The following is a 24,876-nucleotide window of genomic DNA, read 5'->3' as shown; positions in this document are numbered from 1 at the left end:
TTTTAATGACTAATTAGTACGTATTATTATGGCACATTTCTCAGAACAGGTACATATAACAATAGGCAGCTTTACCCAAAATGTTGTTTATTATGATTTGGAACTATCACAAAAGATGGCAGATCATCATCATTTTTCATTTGTTTGGCAATATACAGGCAAGGCAATAATCAATCCGGCAGATCAGGCAAAGGCTTTAAGAACCTATCTGGGTGACGAGGTTGTCTTTACCTTCAAGAGCCTTACCGGAATTAAACTGATGAGTAAAGGTATTATAACGGAACTTTCCTCTGTAGACTTGCATGGCAGTGCAGTAGGCTTGCATGTAAAAGGCATAAGTCATAGTATTGTTCTGGATGATATGAAAAAATCAAGAACTTTTCAGGAGCGTGGAATGGATGATATTGTACTAAGCATTTTAGCCGAAGGACCAGGAGAGTTTTATCAAAGGGAATCCATAAAATCCACATATCTTCAGGAATTCAAATGCATGGCGCAGTATAATGAAACCAGTTTTGAATTTTTAAAACGATTAGGAAAACGTTACGGACAATGGTTTTATTTTGACGGAATGCGAATGCAGTTCGGACAGACCAAAACCAGTACTATAAAACTGGTCAACGGAGCTTCGTTACATGGTTTTAAAATACAGGCCAATATGTCTGCGCATAAAATTTCCCTGGGCGGTTATGATTATAATGGTGCTGCCAATATTCGTAACGCTTCTGCTAGAACTTCTACAGGCAGTAAGGACAGTTTCTCATCGATTGTGGGTCATAATCAGGGAACCGTAACGCAATCAGAACTGAGTATTGGTGCCTATACAACCAATGCCCAGAACAGCGAAGAAATAGAAGAAATGGTCAAACTGCAAACTGCAGGCAGTGATGCCAACAGTGTGTATTATAGCGGGATATCCTATTTTCCGTTAGGACTTGGACAGGTTTTTACGATACAAAACCAAACCGTAGAGCATGAACTGATTGTGATAGAAGTGTCACATATTTCGCAGGTGCACGGAAATTATTCCTGTAATTTCAAAGCTATTCCGGCCGATGTTGCAGCACCGCATTATACGGATGTCCATGTATTTGCCAAAGCAGAAACACAGCCTGCGAAAATAAAGGACAATAATGACCCTGAAGGACTCGGACGTGTAAAAGTGCAGTACAACTGGGCAAGCGGAAACACTACAAGCGACTGGATGCGTATGATACAGCCACATTCGGGTGCAGGCAAGGGATTTTATTTTATTCCCGAAATTGATGAAGAAGTTTTGGTAGGTTTTGAAGGAGGAAATGCACAGAATCCCTATGTGTTGGGAACACAATATAATGGTCTGGAAAGTTCAGGGTATAATTCCGGAGAAAACGATAAAAAAGTCATTCATACCCGTTCAGGTACAAAAATACTCTTTAACGATGCAGAAGGAAGTATTTTAATCGAAGACCCGAGCGGAAATACCTGGCTGATGGATGGGCAAGGAAACATAAGCGTAAATGCGCCAAAGAATTTTACAGTAAATGCAGGGGAGAACATTACATTAACAGCAGGACAAAATATAAATTCTTCAGCAACTATGAATATCTCGGAAAGTGCAGGTGTTGATAAAATTACTACAGTGGGAATGATGTTCAATACGAATGTTGGAGGCAACCATATGCTTAATGTAACAGGGAATTTTGTTGAACATATTGAAGGAAATCTTGAATCTCATACTGAAAAAGAGAGACAGGAGTCAAGCGTAAAAGGAATTCAAATGAATAGTGAAGATACCATAAACAAGCATGCAAAAAAGGAAATACAAAATAATAGTGCCGAAAAATCTAAATCTCACTAGACATGAGTAGAATACGAACTGTTGGAGGTACAATAACAAAAACTACTAAGAGAGCACATCATATGTATTCTGAAGGAAGTATCGTTTTTAATTCAGGAAAAACAATAACTGAAGTAGGAGAAGAAAACGGGGTTGTTTTTGGAGAGCCAAAAACTCCTCCGCTTCTTAAAACTAAAGAAAAGGTTGTAAGTATATCTTCGGAACTTTATATGCATAATAATCAAGAATTAAAAATACCTTATCTGGATGTATCTAATATTTTAAACTATGAGAGCTCCAAGCCATTTATTGCAGGCATAAGATTAATTTTTGGTCGTGATATTAAACATACAGCAGCAAAAAAATTAATGAAAGACTTAATTGGTAATAAATTGATTCTTCCTAAATTTGAAGTTGAAGATAAATTATCTATTTTTCAAGGCGGATATTACCATGATGGAGTTATAAGTATAAATCAAAAACTAATATTAGATTCAGAAAAAGAGCCTGAAAAAGCATGGCTATTGTTTAGGGTTATAATGGAAGAAATTGGACATTATATCGATGATTTATTAAGAAATAAGTACGATAATATTGGTGGAGATGATCCGAAAGATGAGGGCGTATTATTTACTGCTGATTTCATTAAATTTAATCAGTTATTATTAAAAGATTTTGAATTTGCAAAAGTAAAAATTCAATCACAAGATGGAAGTATTAGAGAATTTTCACCTAAAGTATTATTTGAAAAACCCAATATTGAGGAAAAAGCAAAAGAGTTATTATTTGTAGCATCAAAAGAAGATGATCATGGAATAGTAACATTAAAATCAGGAAAAAAAATAGAAGTCGAGTTTTTTAAAATACGTGGAGCAGGAGCTATTCATGAATCAATCACTAAGAAAGCAGCAATTGCAGCTGGGATAAAATATGATTTCAGATTAGATGAAGGCTGTGCGTGGCCTGATGTTCCTTGTGAAGATGAAAATTCAATAGAAACATGTTATTATAACACTTGGGATACACAACACACAAAGGGAACTAAAGCGTATGATTCTCATCATGGTACAAAACAATATTGGCATTCTATGGCTCCAATAGGGAATCATACAAATCAAGAAATTATTGAACTAATTATTTTGCAAGCAAAAATATGGTTTAAAAAAGCATTAGAAACAAAAGTAGATAATGGATTTTTTAACAGTGGTGATGATGGGTTGTTTCACATAGGTAAAATACTTCATATGGTTCAAGATTCTTATTCATTATCTCATGTTCAAAGAGATAGTAATAACAGAATAATTCAATTTCAAGGATATGAAGATCAAGATGAAGACAAACATGGTACACCAGATAAAAATGATAAGGCAAAAGGCGTTCAAGATGCTATAGTAGCTTCAACATGGATATTAAGTGCTTACAAGCAAGCAAAAAGCTATGTAAATCTAAAAGCCGAAGTTTTTCTTCCTCTTATAGATAAATACTTGCGTACTGAAGTATATCCTTTAGCACCCAATCGAGGAGGGGTAAAAGCAGGAGGTTCATTGGATGCATATAAAAAGATAGAAGAAAAAAAACAACTTCCAAAAGAAAAAAAATAATGTACTTATTATGTGTAAATAGACTAAAGACTAAAAGATGAATAGATTAATAATTTTTCCAATAATAATAACAGTAATTCAATTAATAAGTATTGGGCATTTATATTACATTCATAAACATGGGAGTGGACAATTTCCTGCGGATTTTATTGAATTGAATATTTTAGCTATTTGCAATATAGGAGTGCTGATTTTAGCTTATTTTTTTTATTTCAAAGCAGATGATAAGTTAAGTATATGGTTAGTTCCTATTTTAATATCAGCCATTACAATTCTTACACTACTTGTTTCATATGTAATAATGTGGATTGATAAATATAAATGATAAAAAATATCAATGAAGGTAATGATAAGGTTAAAAGAGATGATGTTAAAATAGAAATATTGAAGATATTTTCTCATGGATTGCCAAGTATTCTGGATTTTGGACTCGATAGCAAAAATAGTGCTGTCTGAAGAAAGTTTAACTCAAAAATTATCTGAGCAATTAAATGCAACAGTGTATGCATATTTAAGAAAAAGCAATTATACTCCAACTTGGGTTGAAGGAAAAGACGAAGTATACAAGAAAAAATATACTAAAATTGATGTTGAAGAAAAAATATAATAACAGTGCTTTCTATGGGAATAATAGCAATACTTGTTTTTTTGTTTTTTATTATAGTTTTTTCATAAAACTTATAACAAAAGAGGAAGCTGGAATTAATGAATATGCGAGTTTATTAAGTATCGAAAATAATACAAAATCAAAGATTTATCTTATACTGAATTTTAATTTTTCAAATATTGAAACTCAAAAATTTAAAAAGTATACTTAATATTGAAACAAATGATTATTTAAGTAAAGATACTATAGCATTAGGAGGTGTGAATGATTATATTAATCATCAAAATTTTGAGCTTTCAGGTATTCTGGAAAAACTACAAGTCTTACCAGAAAACTTTTCTTTAAAAATTCTGGATAGTTCTAAACATGTTTTGAAATTTTGGGATAAAGTAAATTTCAACAAAGATTTCAAATTAAAAAATAATCAAAGAATATTAAAAATTACAAATGATAAATGATAAAAACAATATTATAATTAAGTAATTAAAATTAGTTTTTCAAGAGTGATATGAAGAGTAATGAATATCAATTGACTTAGGTTGTTAATATTTAGGGAAGATTTAAATCTAGGAAGTGTTATAAAGATTAAAATCATTTTTTGCAAATTTAACTCAAGATATTTCACATGAAGAGATTGATGAAGTATTTTAATGGTGGTCCATAATAATGGTTGATTTTAAAAGAGGAATTGGAGCTAAAAAAGATGCATTAAGTTTATTATGGTTATCAAAAATAAAATCAGTTTAAAAATGAGAACCATTTATATTGAATTGATTTTTGTTAAAAATAAATCTTACGAGGCATGAGTAGAATACGAACTGTTGCAGGTACAATAACAAAAACTACTAAGGGAGCACATCATATGTATTCTGAAGAGAATATTGTTTTTAACTCTAATAAAACAATAACTGAAGTAGGAGAAAAAAATGGAGTTGTTTTTGGAAAGCCAAAAGATCCACCGCCACCTGTAATAAATAAAAAGATAGTAGATATTATTATGTTTGTAGCAGGAACTACGGACCCAATAAATATAAAAGGAGAGAAACATCAAGCTAATAAAGGTTATTGGCGTGACAGTCAAAATAATTTCTGGGCAAAAGTAAAAGAATTAAAGCCTCAATATTTAGATTTACACATTGAAGATAGCTTTTTTAGCTGGTCAGGCGATAATAATACAGAGGAAAGAAATCTTGCTGCTGATCGTTTATTAGATTTGTTTGTTAGAGTATATCCTGGCTTTAAGAATAGAGAAGTACACTTACATTTAATAGGTCATTCGCATGGGGGCAACGTTATTAATCAATTTACAAATTTGATAGCAACAGACAAGCGATTTCCTAAATTATGGAAAACAAAAAGTATTACTTATTTATCTACACCATTTTTTCAAAAAAAACATCAATTAAATCATGCCAAATTGCATAAGGATTGTAAAATCATCAATGTACATAATGAGTATGATTTAACGCAACGTCTCGTTGCAGATTTTAGTTTAGTCAATTTAGAAGTATTTCTTCGGAATTTTCAAATGGAAAAGTTTCAAAAAGGCATGGATATATTAAAATCTGTAAATAGTTCTGCATTTAATCTTTTAACTAATGCGTATATTGAAGATGATAAGGAAGGACCTTTGTTATGGCGTGAAACTGCAAAAGGGTTATCAGGTATTAATCAATTAACTAGTGAATTTATTAATTATATAAAAAGCATTAATCTAAATAAGCCTTCTTTGGATAAAGATAGGGATCAGTTTATAACTTTGCTTAAGGCGTTTTTGCATTGGACATATACAACCCATAATACTTTTACTAAAAATAGTCAGAAACGAAAAGAAGGTTATGGACGTTCAGAATTTTTTGAAGATTTAAATTTACCTTCGGCGTTAGCAACTCTTAATAGTTTGTTTGATATTAAGACTGGAGTAAAAGATAGCTATATCTTACATTTACTGGCACAAGTGTTTGCAACAAATTCTGGGATAACTGATAGTATTGAGATTAATTCTTGGAATCCAAAAAATCAGTCGAAAGGATTGGATGTTTTGGATTTAAATATTACAAAATATGATTCTTATAATTCCCGTGGTAAAAAGGCCATATGTGAAGGCTTTATAAATTCAACATCAAAAGCACTACAAAACAATAATCTGGAGGAAGTGTTAATGCGGTTATTTAGTCAATTTCTTAATCCTGATACAGTACAGAATATTACTTATGCCTTTCATGGTGCTGAAATTTATTTTACAGGAAACACAGATACACAAATCAAAATTTTGAGAAAAAGTATAGAAAAATATTCTACTCTTGTCAAACAATATCATGTAGGTTTAGTTACTGAAAAAGATGAGAAAGAAATTACTGACATGATGAAAAGACCTGGGACAATTCCTTATTTAGCTATGATATCTCATGGTTTAAGTCATACTCAATTCTGGCCAGAAGTTGAAGATGGGTTAAAGAACGTTTTTAGCTCGGGAAAAAACCCAGGATATAAAAAGAAAAAAACATGAAAAAAACATTCCCTATACTTATTAAATTTTTGGTAGCATTTATTCTTTCAACAGTAATAATTGTTGGTTATCTCTTTTATGATTTTTCTAATGAAATTAATATAAAATCTATAATTAATGTTCTTTTTCGATTCGGATTTCGATTTGCTTTTCCTATTGCCATTTTATTCATTTTGTTAGATTTCGTATTAAACAAAACAAAACAAAAAAAAGTATTATCTATAATAATAATTGCGTTTTCCATATGTGCGTTGTATTACTATTATCATTTTTTTTTGTGGTATGTTGGAATTAGTGGATTAATAGATAATCCTTTTGTTAAATAATTTTAAGACAAATGAAGAAAACACTCTTTTTACTTCTAATAATTATTATATCAAATCCAATTTTTGCACAATCTACAAGAAAAATAGTAAAAGATCTTGATGGGGATTTAAAAAAAGATACGATACGAATTGATAGTAATGCCCGTATACTTATTTGCTTATTATCTTCTCAAAAATTTAAAAAAAATCAAAGTGGAGAAATTCAAAGATTAAATTTTGGAAATACACTGGTGCCAACAAAAAAAGGATTTGAATTTTGGAATGACTTTGACAGGTCGGGTTTTAGATGTGTTTTTGAGTATAATAAAAGAGAAAGAAAAATGCAACTCATCCAAATGAGGAGAGTTGATGATATTTTGAGTATTCATTACGGTGCTAAATACAAAGGATTTTCAGCAGTCAACCTTATAACGAGTAAGTATGTGGGTGATTTTTATCAAGTCTGTAATAAAAAAGTAGTAAAAATACCAACTATTAATACAGAAATGATTTTTCCAAAAACTTATCTGGAAACATTTAATGATATTTTATGTTTCGATTTTGAGGCTAAATGTTTACTGTTATACGATAAAAACAAATGTAAATAAATATCCTGCTTCTGCTTTGGCGAAGTTCCAGACTCCTACTTCAATTTTTGCTAAAATCAAAAGTATCGCCTATTTAGCAACCGTTTCGCACGGATTAAGCCATACACAATTTTGGAAAAATGTAGAAGAAAAATTAAGAAGTTCATTTAGTTCAGATATATTGAAATCTTGTGAGAAATCAAGATTCAAAATAGTTATAAATAAGAAAGGAAATCAATTTTTCTATATAATTTTTGACAAGAAGAAAAGTATTTCAAAAGGGAAAGCAATTATTACGATACATAAAGAATATAATTCTATTATGCTGGGTTTAATCGGAGGAATTTATTCTAAGAGTATCAAATTCAAAATTATGGCAACGCATAAAATGAATTTATTCATTTTATGCAATGTGATGAGAAATATTTAACTTTTTTGAATAAGTAATTCCTATTAGATTTAACAAACCTAAATTAAAATAAAACTTTTGGAATACAAATCTATCTGTAAAAAATGATTTTTCGAACATTAAAGTAATTGCGGATAAATAACAAACATATTGACATCTACTATTTCAATATTTGATACCAAAAATTATTGAAATAGTGGATGTCAAGGATTCATTGTTCATTTTGACTGTGTGAGATTTAAGAATATGTTATAATATAAAAATCGTATATTATTTTATAAAAAAAATATAAGATTTAACTGGTAATTATGTAGATTTGATTCTGTGAAATAATTTAAATTCAAGTAAAATTTGTTGCTTCCAAATAAAAAAAATAATAATAAATGAGACAAGAACGAATAAAAGACAGGGTATTAAAAAGAGCAGCCAGATTATGGGGCTTTTCAGATGTTGAGATGGAAACATCATTCGATCCTGTGGTATCTATGATGCTTAATGCATTATCTTATGAATTGGAAAAAGTTGCGCATGAACTTGAAGATTCTAAAACCCGTGTTGTAGAAAGAGTTTTGGAGATTATGTTTCCGGAAGTTACTGTAGGAACAAAACCTGCAAGGGCAATTATGCACGCTTTGCCTATTGACAACAATATAAAAGTTTCTCTGCAGAACCAAATGACTGTAAACAGGAGAATTCATAATATCTATAATCCATTAGCGCCAATTAGTAAAGAGATAGCACTTTCACCTACACTGGAGGTAAAATTATCTTCTGCTGAGGTGAAATATATTGCTTATGAAAGAAATCTATATGAGGTTTCTAATCTTTTTTACAAAGATGCTGTCCACGATTATAAACATTCTTTACCTTCAGGTGAAGTCTTTTTGGGGATTGAATTAAAAAATGCCAATGTATTGGAGCTGGAGGATTTAATGTTATATATCGATATTAAAAATACCCATCAGAAAGAAATGTTTTATTACTATTTAAAGCAAATGAAATGTTTTCATGATGGCATACAAATTACAGTGCAGGAAGGGTATAATGTACCTGTCAACAATCTTGATGTAGAGAATATAATCAATCGTAATTATACGCATCTTAGTGAAGTAATGAAGGAGGTAAATGAATTTTATTTTGATAATTTTTATACATTAAAAGGAGTATTAAAACATAAACCAATAAAAGAATACAGTGCCGAATATAATTATTTTGAAGGAGTAACAAATAATAATGATAATCCTGTTATCTGGATAAAAATGATTTTTCCGGAGTCGTTGATTCCTCAAATATTAGATAATGTATCTTTTACCGCAAATTGCTTTCCTGTAATCAATAAAAAAAGACATACAATAAATAAAACACTTGGAAACTTTTTGTCTTATGTTGCATTGGAAACTGACAACAATATTTATTTGGATACGGATTCGGTTATTGACGGATTTAATAACCGTTATGAAATAAAAGAATTTAAAGATGGTGTTATAGAAGAAGGAAATGCAGTATTACGAACAGGTGGTGTTTCCAGATTCGATTCCAGAAGTGCCTCAGAATTGCTTCAGAATGTCTTAGATTTATTAAAAGACGAAAGCTCTTCGTTTGCAGGGTTAGGTAAAGATTTCATGAACAGTTCCCTGGTTGAAATCAATCAGTTATTGGCTTCTGTTGAACAACAGGCTAAAGAAAATAGTTTCTCTAAAAATAATGCTCCTTATTTAATGATTAAACCTAAACTTGATGAATCAGTTGGAAAATCATTTACAATTAATTATTGGTCAACCTGTGCAGAAGAAGGAAATGATTTAAAGACAGGTACCATTTTAGAGTCTAAAGATGATTTGTATTTTGTAAGCAAAGAAGGTGTATTGGTTACAAATACTGTTGGAGGAATGAACAAACAAAATAACAAAGATCGTATTTTGGCTTATCGCAATGCCTTACTGACAAGAGGCCGTATTGTGACTTTTGCAGATATAAAAGCATTCAGTTTTAATCATTTTAAAAATTTTATTTTGGATGTTAAAATTGAAAAAGGTACACGAAAAGAAATTTCTGTAAAAGCAGGATTCAGTCGTACTGTAGATATTCATTTAAAAGTAAATTCAGCCGAAAAAGATTATCTGTCAGTTACAGAATGGGACTATTTGTGTGAGAGTTTTATGAAAAACTTAAAAAACAAATCTTCAAATGTGTTTCCATATCGATTATTTATTGAAGATTAATTTTACTTATTTATACCTAAAACAATCTGTTTAAAACATAAAAAAAAGCATGACTTTTAGGGTCATGCTTTTCTGGTTATTATTGGTTGGTTTTAAAAAATGGTCATATTTCCTGAAAAGTAGTTCCCTGTTTAATGTCACCTGAGCTGAATCCTTTTTTAAACCAGTACATTCTCTGTTCTGAAGTACCATGTGTAAAAGAATCCGGAACGATCTGACCTTGCATTTTGCTTTGGATGGCATCGTCCCCAACTGCATTTGCAGCACTTAAGGCTTCTTCAATATCCCCCGCATCTAAGTTTTTCTGATTATAATGTGCCCAGACACCGGCATAAAAATCTGCTTGTAATTCTAAGGCAACTGAAAGTTTATTGGCTTCCGCTTCACTTTTTCCTTCTTGTGCCTCATGCATTTTTTCCGAGGTTCCCAACAAGGTTTGCACATGGTGGCCAATTTCATGGGCAATTACATAGGCAATGGCAAAGTCTCCGCCTTTAGCGCCAAATTTAGTTTTTAGTTCATCAAAAAAATCAAGGTCCATATATACTTTTTGATCACCGGGACAATAAAATGGACCGGATGCCGAAGAAGCTCCGCCGCACGCTGTTTGTACCGATCCTCTGAACAATACTAATTTTGGGTTTTTATAGGTCATCCCATTCTCAGTAAAAATTTGTGCCCAAATGTCTTCATTGTCTGCTAAAATAACTTTAACAAATTTACCCATTTCCTCATCTGCTGCACTCAGTGGGGCAGAAGCTTCTGTTTGGGTTTGACCGCCCTGCAATTGTTCTAAAACAGGGGTTATAAGTCGTGCATTTTCACCACCAAATACATTTACCAGTAAAATGATAATACCAATAATGCCGCCGCCAACAGCCACTTTTCCGCCGGAGATCGAGCGTCTGTCTTCGACATTGTCACTTTGTCTTCTGCCTAGCCATTTCATATGATATTGTATTTAAGTTTCTTGAGTAGTTTACTAAACACGAATTTATATTTTTTTTGGGAATAAATTAGGAATAAAATACATTTAGTTTATAATTATTTTAACCATTTTATCAGTGCTTCTTCCACAGATCCTTTCATGATAGGTTTTGGGATATAATCATTCATTCCTGAAGCGATACATTTATTTCGTTCTTCTTTTTCAGTACCTGCAGTTACGGCGATTATAGGGATATGTTTGCCTTTTATTGTGTTTCTTATGGCTATAGTTGCTTCATAACCATTCATTATAGGCATCTGGATGTCCATAAAAACAAGATCGGGGCCGATGTTTTCAAATTCTTTTACCGCTTCGTAACCGTTTTCACACTCATAAATAAAAGCGTTGCAGTACAGGTTTTTTATAATTGTTTTTAAAAGTAACATATTTACTTTGTTGTCTTCTACAATCAAAAAAGTAAAATTGTTCTGAAATGAACTTTCGGGGATATAATTCGATTCACGGTCAAAAAGGCTGAAATCGGCTTTGTATTTTTCATTGATGTTTAAATCACTGGTTTTAAGATTTAGGTCAAAATAAAAATTACTTCCCACATCTATCTTACTTTCAAGCTGTAGATGACTTTCCATTAATGCCAGTAATTGATTGGATATGGTAAGTCCTAAACCGGTTCCGCCAAATTTTCGGGTAGTCGAGTTGTCTTCCTGTGAAAAAGCCTTAAAAATTTTCTCCTGATTTTGATCTAAAATTCCAATTCCGGTATCAACTACCGAAAAACGAATCATATAATTGTTATTTTCTTTTTTTTCTAAAACGGAAACATTTAGTTTTATCGAACCTTTTTGAGTGAATTTTACAGCATTGGATAATAGATTAATTAAAATTTGTTTTAGTCGTACAATGTCTGTCCAGATGTATTTTGGCACATCAGGAGCTATGTTTAGCTCAAGTTGAAGTTTTTTTAAATTAGATTCATATACAATCAGGTCAAATACCTGACTGAGTACTTTTTTGATATCGTACAGGTCGATAAATAATTCTAATTTTCCTGCTTCAATTTTTGAAAAATCAAGAATGTCATTTATAATTTCTAATAAGGAATGTGCCGATTGATTAATGGTAATCATATACTTCTCCTGAATTTCTTCAAGATCTGTTTTCATTAATAAATGGGTAAAACCGATAATGCCGTTAAGCGGAGTCCTTATTTCATGCGACATATTGGCTAAAAAATCCGATTTCGACTTGTTGGCAGCTTCAGCCAGTTGTTTTGCTTTTATGGCATCCTCGGTTTGCTTTTTATTGGTAATATCAAAATAAATTCCGCCTACAAACTCAATTTCATCTCCTTTTTTAATAACATCCCCGAATTCTTCAATCCAAATATATTCGCCTGTTTTTCTTTTAATCCTGTAAGTGTTATGCAGTGCTTTTCCGTTTTGTAAATTTTCAAATTGGTTATCAATGACTTCGTCTTTGTCATCAGGGTGAATAAGGGATAAAAAGGAAAGATTGGTTTCCAGAAATTCGGATTTTGAATAACCGGTTAGGTTTAAAATTTCATCATTCAGAAATATCTTGGTAGAAAAAGCATCAAATTTGGAAAGATAAACCGTTCCGGGAATATTATTGGCTATTAATTTGAACTTTTCTTCACTTTCGATAATTTTAGTCTGATTTCGGTTTCGTTCCAAAGCAGATGAAATGTTGTTTGCCAGGGTCTGGAAAATATAAATTTCTTCTTCTGACCATCTGCGTTCATTTTTACAGTCGTCAAAAGCGATAAAACCCGTAAAAACATCATGAATATATAAAGGCAGGATTAATATTGATTTGATATCGTTTAAAATAAGTAAATTTTTAAAATAACTGTCATCATCGAGTTGACGGGTAAGTGTATTTAGGATTTTTTTGTTTTGTGCTTTTTCAATAATTTCTTTTAAATCAGATTCTGTAAAGTGTTGTTTAGGACTATTTTGCTCTCTTGTTTCTTCTCGCGACCATTTGTATTTTTGACTAATCGTATCCGTATCAAAATCTTTTTCGTAATAGTAAATATGATCAGTTTTTGCTACTTTTCCTATGATATTGTATGTTTCCTGAAACATTTCCTGGGTAGTTTTACTCAATAAAAACTTCTCGGTACAAAGTGCTAATGCGGAAAGTAATTGACTTTTGAATTCTAATTTTTGCTCGGCCTTTAAACGCATTTGCGAAGAAATGGCTAAAGAAATAACGTCTGAAATGGTACGGGCATAATTAATATCCTCATTGTCCCATTCTCTTTTTTTTTCGGTACTTTCAAAACAGACTACACCGGCCAATTGTCCACTAAAAAAAACAGGAACATCAAGCATCGACAGGATTTTGTTTTCGATAAAGTAGCTTTTTTGAAATTCTGAGGTTTCGAGTTTGTTGAAAACATCTGAAGCATTTATGACTGCTTTATTTCTTAAGGTTTCAAAATAGATTGGAAAAGTAGCTTTATCCAGTACTATTTTATTATAAATATCAGATTTATTTTTACTGTAAAGATTTTTACAGGTAATAGTATCATTGTAATATTTCCAGAAACTAATTCTGTCTGCTCTAGAAACCTTGGCTTCTTCAATAATATAATCAATTACACTATTTAAACTATTATAGTGACTAAAATCGGTTGTTGATAGTTTTTTTGTAGAATCATTATAAGCTTCAATTTTTTCGAGCCTTCTTTTTTTCTCATTTTCATTATTTTTTAGCTCAGTAATATCTCTTGCAATACCAGCAAAACCTATAGTTTGGCCTAAATCATTTTTACGGATGATAACTTTTTGGGAAATCCATAATTCATTACCGTCTTTCTTCAGAATTGGAATTTCAATGGTAGCGTAACTGGATTTGTTTTCTTCCATTGTTCTATAAAAATCAGCAATCTTTTTTATAAAATCAGGATGGACGAATTTAGAATAATGTTCTGAAACGACTTCTTTTTCGGTATAACCTAAAACTATAAAGGCAAATTCGTTGATAAAAGTAAAATTGCCTTCCGTATCAATTTCAAAAATAATATCTGCTGCTGTCTGGATCAGGTTTTTGTATTGGTTCTGGATTTTAATCTGTTCAGTAATATCCTGTCCGATTCCGATAATTAAATCTTCAGAAAAACGTTTGTCCTTCCATTGGATGTATTTGTACTCCCCATTTTTGCATTTTAATTTACGGGTATACAAAATGTTATCCTGATAGTGGTCTAAATAAAGTTCCCCAATAAAATCAGGGTCTTCAGTAAGTGTCCAAAAGCCCATTCCCAGGACTTCATCAGTTGAGTATCCCAGTATTTCATTAACGGACTCGCTGCAAAAAATAATTTCGCCTTTTTTATTTGAAGCAACAGTTAAGGAACTTCCCTTATGAACAATTTCGTTTGTAAATCTGAAATTATCCCGGGTATTTAAGAAAATTGCATATTTTACCTGATTGATAACAAAAATCACAAGACTGAACGTGAGCAGTAAAACACTTGATTTTAATGGAATTAAATGAAAAGTTAGATTGATTATGTGATAAAGGAACACCGCTGCGGCAAAATACCAATAAACTTTTATGGGTCTTAAGATACTGTAAGAAAAGTAAAATGTTATTAGAAAAGAAATGACCGGAACAATATCATTGGGAAGCCTGATAATATTGCGGGCTATATAGGAGGAAAATAATAAAAATATAAAAATAAATATATAAGAAACTTTATTTCTTAAATAGGATATCCTGTTTGTTAAATAATAAAGTATCAATATCGAAAAACCAATAGACAAATTAACAAATAAAAGACTGCGCGGTCTTATTTTGAAAATTTCGTTAATGATTTCGATTACAACAATAGTAATTCCAAAGAACAAAAGATAAAGCTGATATTCTTTATTCGACGTTTCCTTTTCTTTATTTTTTTCAATAAAGGAACCAATTTTGGTTTTGATTTTAAAAAACTGATATATAAGGAAAACCAGAAAGCCAAACAAGCACAATCCTAACATAGTTAGTTTAGGATTGTTGTAAAATATAATATTTGAGTTAAAAATAAACCAATTTTCTCCAAGTGATCTCAGGGCATTACTAAAAACAGTAAGACCGGTAATCGAGGAGTTAAAAATACTATAGCTGATTACCATAGAATTTGAGTGTATGTTGGTTTATTAATCCTTTTATTATTCTTCTGAGGGAATAAATTGATTTAGGGGATTTTATTCTGAATCTGACTGACCAATTGATTCAATTGAGTCTTCATTTTCAATATTTAGAATAGCGCTGTATATTGCATATTTTACAGAATATGTTATGGGAATTGTAAATACAACACCAATACAGCAACCGATAAAACCGACTACTGAAGCTATCCCTGCCACAATAAATAACAGAGCCAGAATAAGTGGTTGTTTGCCCACTATGATGATACTCGATTTTATAGCATCAGTTACATTTAAATTTCCGAAAATAATTAATGGAATGGTTAGTGAAGTAAATAACGAAATTGCCAATGAAAGCAAAGTATCAATTACGGTAACTCCAATTAGATTAAATCCAATAGAAATAAATGCACTTAAAAAACCGATTAATAATGTTGCTATAAATATTCGGGAGAAGTAAGGCGATTTGTAATAGGTAAAAACGGTAGAAAAATTAAAGGTTTCATCTTTGTCGGCACAATCAGCCATTTTTAAAAAACCAGCAGTGAAAGGGCTGAAAATAGCAGTTAGAACAACTACAACCAGCATGTAAATCATAAAAGTCGTTTGCTCGGGCTGTTGATTCTGTAATGATTCAAAAAACTCTTTGTTGAAATGATTAACACCATACAGACTAACTAATATTCCACCTCCAAGAAAAGAGCAAATTATGGAGATAATCAATAAAATGAGTCCGGCATAAAGGGCGATTTTTTTGTAATTTTCGAAAGCGTGATTAAAAACATTTGAAAAATCTAAGGAGTAACCATTATTTTTTATGTCTTCGATTTGATTAAGTGTAGATTTCATATTTAGTAGAATTGTTTTATACTCTTATTTTTAAGTTAAATATTCAAACGTAAATATAATATTTTTAATCAATTTCACTTCATAATCTATGAAATAGTATGTTGTTTACATCCAGTCTAACAATCTTTTAATAGATTTTAATTTATCTTTATAAGGAGCATAACGCATAGGCAGGTCAAGCCAGTTTGCTTTTTTGACAACTGCTTTATGATGTGAGAAAATATCAAAACTTAATTTTCCATGGTAAGCACCAATTCCACTGTGACCAACACCGCCAAACGGTAATCTTTTATTCGAAAAATGAATAAGGGTATCGTTAATACAACCACCTCCAAAGGAATATTTTAAAATCATTTTTTTAGTAAACGAATCGTTTTCACTAAAAATATAAAAGGCCAGAGGTTTTTCATATTTGCTTATTACTTTGTCAATGTCACTCTCGGATTCATAGATCAAAACAGGTAAAATGGGCCCAAAGATTTCTTCCTGCATTACCGGGCTTTCCAATCCCGGTTCTTCAACAAGAGTAGGTGCAATATAAAATTCATTAGCATTGGATTCTCCCCCAAAAATCACTTTTTCGGGCTCAATCATACTCATTAGGCGCAACCAGTTTTTAGTATTGATAATACGTGCATAATCTGGAGATTTTTCAGGTTTTTTACCATACGCCTGTACGATTTCTTCAATCAAAAAAGTAATGAAATTTATTTTCATGCTTTTTTGAATCAAAATATAATCAGGAGCTATGCAGGTTTGTCCGGCATTGATGAATTTTCCCCAGACAATACGTTTTGCAGCCAGTTTTAAATCGGCAGTTTCATCAATAATGCAGGGGTTTTTACCTCCTAATTCTAAGGTTATTGGCGTTAAGTTTTCTGCTGCCGCCTTGGCTATTATTTTTCCAACTGTAACACTTCCTGTAAAGAAAATATAATCCCAGCGTTTTGCCAGCAATTTATCCGAAACTTCAATACCGCCCTGAATAACTTCAACATGGTTGATGTGAAATGATTTTTCGATGATTTTAGCAATAATTGTTGAGGTATTCGGAGTAAGCTCTGATGGTTTTAAAACGACTTTATTTCCTGCTGAAACGGCTGAAATCAATGGGCATAAAGCCAATTGAAATGGGTAGTTCCAGGGAGCAATTATCAAAACATTTCCGTAAGGTTCTTTGTAGATGTAATCTGTAGAAGGAAAATTTAATATTGATGGAAAAACACGTTCGGGTCTTGCCCATTTGCTAATGTTTTTAATAGTGTTTTTTAGTTCTGAAATAACATAATTAGTTTCTGTTAAAACGGCTTCAAACGCTGGTTTTTTAAAATCGTCATATAACGCCTTAATGATTAAATCCTCGTATTTCTGAATGTTAAAGAGTAATTTTTTAAGCGTTTCTTTTCGGTATTTTATGTCATTTTTATAGTCCATTTTACTTCCAGCTTAAATTTTTGACTATGCAAGTTAATTGATATAAATTGAATATCTAACAATTAAATCATAAAAATCATAAAGCATTCCAAATGGTTTCATCCGGCGTTGGTGCTGTCAGAGTGATGATTTCTTTAGAAACAGGATGAGTGAAAATTAATTTCCTGGCATGCAGATGAATGCCTCCGTCAGGATTACTTCTGTCAAAACCATATTTCAAATCACCTTTTATAGGAGATCCAATGGCCGATAATTGTGCACGAATTTGATGATGACGGCCTGTATGTAAATTGATTTCAAGCGCTACATAGTTTTGAAGCTCTTTGAAAACAGTATAATCTAAACTGGCAATTTTACTGTCAGGAACTTCTTTTAAATGTGCTTTTGAAGTGTTGTTTTTCTCATTTCTTTTTAAATAATGAACCAATTTGGCAGTTGTTTCCTGAGGTTTATTTTTAACAACTGCCCAATATGTTTTTTGAGTTTCACGATTACTGAACATTTCGTTCATTCGTGATAATGCTTTACTTGTTCTGGCAAAAACAACAATTCCCGTCGTAGGTCTGTCTAAACGATGAATTACACCCAGAAAAACTTCACCGGGTTTATTATATTTATCTTTGATATATTCTTTTACAATTTCAGACAAAGGCTTGTCGCCGGTCTTGTCACCTTGAACAATATCGCCCACACGTTTGTTTACCACAATAATATGGTTGTCTTCGTGCAGAATCTGGAGATTATTTTTATTGGAAACGATTTTCATTTAGACTTGCTAAAATTTAAGTTCTCAGGAATTTGTAAAAGTTTTTTTAACGGATTTGTTTTTCAAAAACCTTTGAACCTTTGCAGCTTAGAGCCTTAGAACCTTTTAAAAAAAATTAATATTGCTCTTTCTCATTCGGAAAATCACTCGATTTTACATCAGTAACATATTGACTGATAGCCGTTGTCATTTCCTGATATAAATTTAGATAACGGCGTAAAAAACGAGGACTGAATTCATTGTTCATTCCAAGCATGTCATGAATAACCAAAACCTGACCGTCAACATTTCCTCCGGCTCCGATTCCAATTACGGGAATCGAAATACTTTTAGCCACTTTCTCGGCTAAATCAGCAGGTATTTTTTCTAAAACCACTCCGAAACAACCAATTTTTTCGAGCATTTTAGCATCTGCCATCAGTTTTTCTGCTTCTTCTTCTTCTTTGGCACGAACGCTGTAAGTCCCAAATTTATAAATGGATTGTGGAGTTAAACCCAAATGTCCCATTACCGGGATTCCTGCGTTTAATATTTTTTTGATGGATTCTTTAATTTCTTTTCCGCCTTCAAGTTTTACTGCGTGACCACCGCTTTCTTTCATGATTCTGATAGCAGAACGTAAAGCTTCTTTCGGATCTGACTGGTAACTTCCAAAAGGCAAATCAACCACTACCAAAGCTCTTTCGATGGCACGGACTACAGATGATGCATGATAAATCATCTGATCTAAAGTAATTGGTAATGTCGTTTCATGGCCTGCCATGACATTTGATGCAGAATCGCCCACTAAAATCACATCGATTCCGGCTGTATCTACAATTTTGGCCATAGTATAATCGTAAGCGGTTAGCATAGAGATCTTTTCTCCATGGTTTTTCATTTCGATTAACGATTTGGTAGTGATTCTTTTATAATCTTTTTTCGCAACTGACATTATACCTGATTTTTTTAGTTTTTTTGAATAGTTTTTAAAGGTGATTTTCTTTAAAACGATTTTTTTTGCAAAATTAAGCAATATTATGCTAACAATCCGCCATATTTACGGCAATTGCTAAACCTCCTTCAGAGGTTTCTTTATATTTGGAATTCATATCTTTTGCCGTTTGCCACATGGTATCGATTACTTTATCCAATGGTACTTTTGCATTTTTCGAGTCAGTTTCTAAAGCTAATTCGGCAGCATTTATCGCTTTTATGGCTCCCATAGTATTTCTTTCGATACACGGAATCTGAACTAAACCGCCAATTGGGTCACAAGTTAGGCCCAAATGATGTTCCATAGCGATTTCGGCAGCCATTAAAACCTGTGCAGGAGTTCCGCCCATTAATTCACAAAGAGCTGCTGCAGCCATTGATGAAGAAACACCAATCTCGGCCTGGCAGCCACCCATTGCAGCTGAAATTGTAGATCCTTTTTTGAAAATACTTCCAATTTCACCGGCAACCATCAAAAATTGTTTGATTTCTTTTTCGCCGGCATTATGATTTTCAATTACCAAATAATACATCAATACTGCCGGAATTACACCGGCACTTCCGTTTGTAGGTGCTGTAACTACGCGGCCTAAAGATGCGTTTACTTCATTCACGGCAAGTGCAAAACAGCTTACCCATTTTAAGATTTGGCGAAATTTCACCTCAGTTTTTCTGATTTCTTCCAGCCAGGATTGCGGATCGGAATAATTAGATAAACCAATTAGATTCTGATGCATATCAAAAGCCCGTCTGCGAACATTTAATCCGCCGGGAAGAATTCCTTCGGAATGGCAGCCAATATACATACATTCAAGCATTGTATGCCAGATGCGCATTAATTCCGAATGAATTTTGGCTTCAGGGCGCATTGATTTTTCGTTTTCATAAACAATTTCCGAAATTGACTTATTTTCTGAAATGGTATAATTTAATAGTTCAACAGCATTTTGAACAGGAAACGGAAAAGCGCATTTTATTTCCTCTTTTATTTTTGCATTGGTACGTTCTTCTTTAACCACAAAACCACCTCCGATTGAATAAAAAGTAGATTCATATTCAGTATTATCGGTTTTATAGGCAGTAAATTTTAAGCCATTTGCATGAAAAGGAAGGAACTCTTTATTAAAAACAATATCCTGAAGAAAATAAAATGGCACCGCAATTTGGTTTCCCAAAATAATTTCATTTGAAGTTTCGATAACCTTGATGATTCCTGCTATATTTTCTACTGGAATATATTCCGGATTCTGGCCGCTTAACCCTAACATAATTGCAAGATCGGTTGCGTGCCCTTTTCCGGTTAGTGAAAGTGAACCGTATAAATCGATTTTTACCCGAATTACCTGCTCTAAAATTGATTGGTTTCTTAACTCTTCTAAAAAACGTTCTGCTGCGCGCCACGGACCAAGTGTGTGTGAACTTGAAGGACCGACACCAATTTTAAGCATATCAAAAACCGATATACATTCTTCCATTTTTTTAATAATTTAGTATCACAAAGATAATTGAATAATGCAATGAATTTAAAATCTGAATTGTTAATATTGCGTTTTTGTTAAAAAATATATTAAATTTTAGTAATTAAGCAATGAAATAAATTTTATTGCTTAATATAGGTGTTTCGTAAAAAGTTCGTGGTTTTTTTAGGTATTTTTGTAAAGAAGCAAAAATTTGAAGAAAATCGATTTTAAGACTTAAAAACAAAATGCTCCGTGTAATTTAATACTGAGAGTCTTTAATTTAGAAACTTTCTTTTCGAAAATTATAATACTGTTAAGATTATAAAATTACACTATGATTGAATTTTTTAAACACTTATTTCACGAATTTGAATTACCCCTCCATAATCCGGTATTGATTTTCTCTTTGATACTTTTTATTATTTTACTGTCTCCAATTTTACTTAAAAAAATAAATATTCCGGGTATTATCGGATTGATAATTTCTGGTGTAATCATTGGCCCTCATGGGCTGAATATATTAGAAAAAAATTCAGCAGTAGAATTATTCTCCACTATTGGTCTTCTTTATATTATGTTTATTGCCGGTTTAGAACTCGACATGAATGAGTTTAAGGCTAACAGGAATAAAAGTTTATTATTTGGATTTTTCACCTTTATTTTTCCACTTTGCATAGGTTTTCCGGTTTGTTATTATTTATTGCAATATGATTTTAATGCCAGTTTTTTAACTGCAAGTATGTTTGCTACACATACTTTGGTTGCTTATCCGATTGTCAGTAAACTTGGAATCGCAAAAAATCAGGCTGTTGCCATAACTGTCGGGGGAACAATCCTGACTGACACTGCTGTTTTGATTATTTTGGCTGTTATAATGGGAAGCAGTCAGGGGAATTTAAATCAGGCGTTTTGGATTAAATTAGGTGTTTCGCTGGCCATTTTTTCTGCAATTATGTTTTTGGTGATTCCAAGAATTGCAAAATGGTTCTTTAAAAAACTGGAAAGCGAAAAACACGCTCATTATATTTTTGTTTTATCGGTAGTATTTTTTGCTGCTTTTTTAGCCGAAGTAGCAGGAGTAGAGCCTATTATTGGAGCTTTCGTTGCCGGTTTGGCATTAAATCCGTTGATTCCGCATTCATCGGCATTAATGAACAGGATTGAGTTTATTGGGAACTCATTGTTTATTCCTTTCTTTTTAATTTCGGTTGGAATGTTAGTAGATGTCAGTGTGATCCTAAGCGGTCCAACTGCTATAATTGTGGCTGGAACATTGAGTGTTGTCGCTATTTTTGGAAAATGGATTGCAGCGTTTTTTACCCAAATCGTGTTTAAGTATACAAAAACCGAAAGACAGCTTATTTTTGGATTAAGCAGTGCACACGCTGCAGCAACACTGGCAGTAATTTTGGTTGGTTTTAAAGCTAAAATTTTAGATGAAAATATCTTAAACGGAACCATTATCTTAATATTAATAACCTGTATCGTAGCTTCTTTTGCAACTGAAAAAGCAGCTAAAAAAATTGCTATTTGCGAAGAAGAAATTTTATCAAATGATGAAAACAAGGATCAGATTTTAGATGAACATATTTTAATTCCGTTAGCAAAAACTTCAGCAACATCCAGTTTATTAGATTTTGCACTTTTGATAAAAGATAAGAAATCATCAAATCCGGTAACTTTATTAACGATTGTTCCTAATAATGATCAGGCTGAAATTAATATTTTGAAGTACCGAAAAGCAGTTGATAAATTTGTGATTCAGGGTTCAGCTTCGGAAGTAAAAATTAATACGATTGCCAGAATCGATCATAATCCTGCAAGTGGGATTGCGAGAACTTCTAAAGAAATTATGTCGGATATTGTTATTGTCGGATGGCCGAGAAAAACGGGATTCCTGGATAAAATTTTTGGAGAAAATGTAGATTCAATCATCAATAATGTAGATAAAAGTTTATTTATTTGCCGATTCCAAAAAACTTTTATAGAAGAGAACAGATTGGTTTTTATCTGCCCGCCTTTTTCAGAAAGAGGTATTGGATTTCATCTTTTAATGCAGAAAATCAGTCGATTGTCGCAGGAATTGAGTATTCCGATAGTGATTTATGCTGAGTACAAAACACATCAGGCGATTCAGCAAATTGCCAGTAATTTGAGACTGAATGCAAAATTTGGATTCAAAAGCATTTTGGATTGGGAAGATTTCGAGGCAATTTCAGATGAAATTAAACCGACTGATTTAATTGTGTTTAACTTATCCCGAAAAGGCTCTGTTTCCTATAAGTCTATTTTTGATAAATTACCTCAAAAATTCGAAAAATCGTTTAATGATAACAATATAATTCTCGTATATCCGCAAGATGACCGAAAAGAGAGTGCAATGGATGCTTATGAGGATTTTACTGCAACACCATTGACAAAAGGTATCGAAGCAATCGAACAAATTAGTAAAGGTTTGGGGAATATTTTGAAGAAAGGGTAATAGTCTTTATATTTAAAAATACTTCAAATATAAATCACATAAATTTCTAGTGTTTTTTTCACGTTGATACCAATCGTTAAATACTAATTCAATTTTATCAACTGTAAATTTTCCAAAATTATGGTTTCGGAATTTTTCAATAACCTGAATTAATTTCTCGGGATTCTCCAATTTTTGTTTAAAACGCATTACTGTCATGTGAGCTGTGGCAATACTGTATCGACTATCAATACTTTGTTCTAAAGTAGTATTTTTAAAGCCTTCACGTAATTTATTACGCAAAGTATCCAAAGCATCATCAACAGGAAATCCCTGAAGCATTACAGCGGAAGGCGATGCAGTCACACCCTGAAAGTCAATTTGAATTTTATTTACATCGACTAAACTTTTTTCAACAATTTCGATATAATCAGAGGAAGAAATTTTATCTAAAGTAAAGCCTTCGTAGCACGAAATAATGGACATAACAGTAATATGGATATCAGAAGCCGGATAGTAATATTGGTCAGGATCAACTTTTTTTAATTCATTAATAAACAGCTGAATGTTGGCTTTTATTTCCTGACTTGGCCGGATAAGTAAAGTAATTCCGAAACGTTTATCTGAAGGATTATTAATTTTAGTGTCTAAAGTATAATCTTCAGACAAAATAGCTTTGGAAGATTTTTTGAAAAGCTCATTATAATGTTCAGATAAGTTCATATTTGATTATTTATTTTACTCGTTATATGTAATTCAAAAGAGGTGTCAGGCTGAGCGGAGTCGAAGCCCTTTTTAATCCTANNNGTCGAAGCCCTTTTTAATCCTAAAAGCNNNAAGCCCTTTTTAATCCTAAAAGCTCAANNNCCTTTTTAATCCTAAAAGCTCAACGGGTTTATTTTTCACCTTTTTCTATATTTTCTTTAACCCTAAACCTGACAATTCGAGTAATCAAATCAAATGGTATTGGTTTATTTAATGGAAATTGAACCGAACCTTTTCCCGATTTATACTTCGATAATTCCTCCTGAAAAGCTTCATGACCGCTTGGCAAAGCATATAATCCGATATGTTTTTGAAAAGCAGCAAAATATACAACAATTCCGTTTTGGTCAAAGGCAGGCATTGAATAGCTTATTTTTTCTTTCGCATCAGGAGCTGCTTTTTGAATGGTTATACGGATTTCTTCTAAAATTTTCTGGACCTCACTTGGAAATGCGCCAATGTATTCGTCAATAGTTGCAGGCTTTTTGATTGGAATAGTTGACATAATAAATCTGTTGAAGTTAACTTAATCCCTTTGGAAATCTGTCCAAAACTAAATTCAATTGGATTTGATGCTCCAGATATGCTTTGGCTCCGGCTAAAACCAATGTAAAGCCTTCGGTTGAGTTTCTTACTTCGGTAATTATTTTATCAATTTCCCCTTGAAAATTAGAATTGGTAATACTTACAAAAGTTTCTTTTTCGTTTAAGGAAGTAAAGATCCATTCGACAATTGTTTCTTCGCCTTTATTTCCCCATTCAATAATGATCCGTTTATTTTTTTCAATGATTTTTGTCAAAACAGTTAACGAAAAACCATACATTTCCCAAGTCCATACAGCCGATTTTCCCTGTTCTAATTTTTCTGAACCTTTTGTAAACCAAAATTTACGGGTAACTTCGGGATCGATAAATGCCTGAAAAACCTCTGAAACAGGCTTTCTAATCAGCATTTCGGCTTTTGCAAAATTGTTATTTAGTGTTGCCATATTTTT

At 32.1% G+C, this 24,876-nt stretch carries 21 protein-coding genes; 11 read left to right on the top strand and 10 right to left on the bottom strand.

What is annotated here, in order from left to right; all coding sequences use genetic code 11:
• Positions 1-28: 28 nt before the first annotated feature.
• The 10 genes from PMI10_RS15030 (at position 29) to PMI10_RS14980 (ending at position 10,059) form a co-directional block, all read left to right on the top strand.
• Positions 29-1,840, top strand: coding sequence for a type VI secretion system Vgr family protein (locus PMI10_RS15030; RefSeq protein WP_007809482.1), 1,812 nt, complete (start codon positions 29-31; stop codon positions 1,838-1,840).
• A 2-nt stretch (positions 1,841-1,842) separates the two neighbouring features.
• Positions 1,843-3,420: a hypothetical protein gene (locus PMI10_RS15025; protein ID WP_007809480.1), complete on the top strand. Its 1,578-nt coding sequence runs from the start codon at positions 1,843-1,845 to the stop codon at positions 3,418-3,420.
• A 37-nt stretch (positions 3,421-3,457) separates the two neighbouring features.
• Positions 3,458-3,745, top strand: coding sequence for a hypothetical protein (locus PMI10_RS15020; RefSeq protein ID WP_007809478.1), 288 nt, complete (start codon positions 3,458-3,460; stop codon positions 3,743-3,745).
• A gap of 75 nt (positions 3,746-3,820) precedes the next feature.
• Positions 3,821-4,027, top strand: coding sequence for a hypothetical protein (locus PMI10_RS15015; RefSeq protein WP_007809474.1), 207 nt, complete (start codon positions 3,821-3,823; stop codon positions 4,025-4,027).
• A 179-nt stretch (positions 4,028-4,206) separates the two neighbouring features.
• Complete coding sequence (locus PMI10_RS15005; RefSeq protein WP_007809470.1) at positions 4,207-4,485, top strand: hypothetical protein; 279 nt, start codon at positions 4,207-4,209, stop codon at positions 4,483-4,485.
• Positions 4,486-4,829: 344 nt separating this feature from the next.
• On the top strand, positions 4,830-6,536 hold the full coding sequence (locus PMI10_RS15000; RefSeq protein ID WP_007809469.1) for a hypothetical protein: 1,707 nt from the start codon (positions 4,830-4,832) through the stop codon (positions 6,534-6,536).
• The gene (locus tag PMI10_RS14995; protein ID WP_007809468.1) at positions 6,533-6,862 is read left to right on the top strand and encodes a hypothetical protein; all 330 of its coding nucleotides are present in this window, start codon (positions 6,533-6,535) and stop codon (positions 6,860-6,862) included. Before PMI10_RS15000 ends, PMI10_RS14995 begins: the two co-directional genes overlap by 4 nt.
• Before the next feature lie 11 nt (positions 6,863-6,873).
• Entirely contained in the window at positions 6,874-7,449 is a 576-nt protein-coding gene (locus PMI10_RS14990; protein WP_007809467.1) for a hypothetical protein, read from the top strand.
• Entirely contained in the window at positions 7,403-7,858 is a 456-nt protein-coding gene (locus PMI10_RS14985) for a hypothetical protein (protein ID WP_157489860.1), read from the top strand. Before PMI10_RS14990 ends, PMI10_RS14985 begins: the two co-directional genes overlap by 47 nt.
• A 362-nt stretch (positions 7,859-8,220) precedes the next feature.
• A complete protein-coding gene (locus PMI10_RS14980) occupies positions 8,221-10,059 on the top strand; it encodes a type VI secretion system baseplate subunit TssF (protein WP_007809465.1) in 1,839 nt (612 codons plus the stop codon).
• Between the two features lie 103 nt (positions 10,060-10,162).
• Here the strand turns inward: PMI10_RS14980 and PMI10_RS14975 are convergent, their stop codons facing one another.
• The 7 genes from PMI10_RS14975 to PMI10_RS14945 form a co-directional block, all read right to left on the bottom strand.
• Positions 10,163-11,008 carry a KPN_02809 family neutral zinc metallopeptidase gene (locus PMI10_RS14975; RefSeq protein WP_007809464.1) on the bottom strand — a complete coding sequence of 282 codons (846 nt, stop codon included), beginning with the start codon at positions 11,006-11,008 and terminating at the stop codon, positions 10,163-10,165.
• Positions 11,009-11,103: 95 nt separating this feature from the next.
• Entirely contained in the window at positions 11,104-15,156 is a 4,053-nt protein-coding gene (locus PMI10_RS14970) for a PAS domain S-box protein (protein ID WP_007809463.1), read from the bottom strand.
• Between the two features lie 72 nt (positions 15,157-15,228).
• The gene (locus tag PMI10_RS14965) at positions 15,229-16,020 is read right to left on the bottom strand and encodes a hypothetical protein (protein WP_007809462.1); all 792 of its coding nucleotides are present in this window, start codon (positions 16,018-16,020) and stop codon (positions 15,229-15,231) included.
• Positions 16,021-16,125: 105 nt separating this feature from the next.
• Positions 16,126-17,454: an aldehyde dehydrogenase gene (locus PMI10_RS14960; RefSeq protein WP_007809461.1), complete on the bottom strand. Its 1,329-nt coding sequence runs from the start codon at positions 17,452-17,454 to the stop codon at positions 16,126-16,128.
• A 76-nt stretch (positions 17,455-17,530) separates the two neighbouring features.
• A complete protein-coding gene (locus tag PMI10_RS14955; RefSeq protein ID WP_007809460.1) occupies positions 17,531-18,220 on the bottom strand; it encodes an RluA family pseudouridine synthase in 690 nt (229 codons plus the stop codon).
• A 115-nt stretch (positions 18,221-18,335) separates the two neighbouring features.
• Positions 18,336-19,154 carry a 3-methyl-2-oxobutanoate hydroxymethyltransferase gene (gene panB, locus PMI10_RS14950; protein ID WP_007809459.1) on the bottom strand — a complete coding sequence of 273 codons (819 nt, stop codon included), beginning with the start codon at positions 19,152-19,154 and terminating at the stop codon, positions 18,336-18,338.
• Between the two features lie 88 nt (positions 19,155-19,242).
• Positions 19,243-20,670, bottom strand: a complete 1,428-nt coding sequence (locus PMI10_RS14945) for an L-serine ammonia-lyase (RefSeq protein ID WP_007809458.1) — start codon at positions 20,668-20,670, stop codon at positions 19,243-19,245.
• Positions 20,671-20,989: 319 nt separating this feature from the next.
• On the opposite strand from PMI10_RS14945, the gene PMI10_RS14940 reads away from it, so the two are divergent.
• Complete coding sequence (locus PMI10_RS14940) at positions 20,990-23,137, top strand: cation:proton antiporter (protein WP_007809457.1); 2,148 nt, start codon at positions 20,990-20,992, stop codon at positions 23,135-23,137.
• Between the two features lie 12 nt (positions 23,138-23,149).
• On the opposite strand, the gene PMI10_RS14935 is transcribed toward PMI10_RS14940, so the two are convergent.
• From PMI10_RS14935 to PMI10_RS14925, 3 genes are all read right to left on the bottom strand, one after another.
• Positions 23,150-23,839, bottom strand: a complete 690-nt coding sequence (locus tag PMI10_RS14935) for a 2'-5' RNA ligase family protein (protein ID WP_007809455.1) — start codon at positions 23,837-23,839, stop codon at positions 23,150-23,152.
• Between the two features lie 172 nt (positions 23,840-24,011).
• Positions 24,012-24,386: an iron chaperone gene (locus tag PMI10_RS14930; RefSeq protein WP_007809453.1), complete on the bottom strand. Its 375-nt coding sequence runs from the start codon at positions 24,384-24,386 to the stop codon at positions 24,012-24,014.
• 16 nt (positions 24,387-24,402) lie between these two features.
• Complete coding sequence (locus tag PMI10_RS14925; protein ID WP_007809452.1) at positions 24,403-24,870, bottom strand: SRPBCC family protein; 468 nt, start codon at positions 24,868-24,870, stop codon at positions 24,403-24,405.
• Positions 24,871-24,876 lie beyond the last annotated feature (6 nt).

Source organism: Flavobacterium sp. CF136, assembly GCF_000282055.1.
Lineage (GTDB): Bacteria > Bacteroidota > Bacteroidia > Flavobacteriales > Flavobacteriaceae > Flavobacterium.
This window is presented reverse-complemented; position numbering and strand designations above follow the sequence as displayed.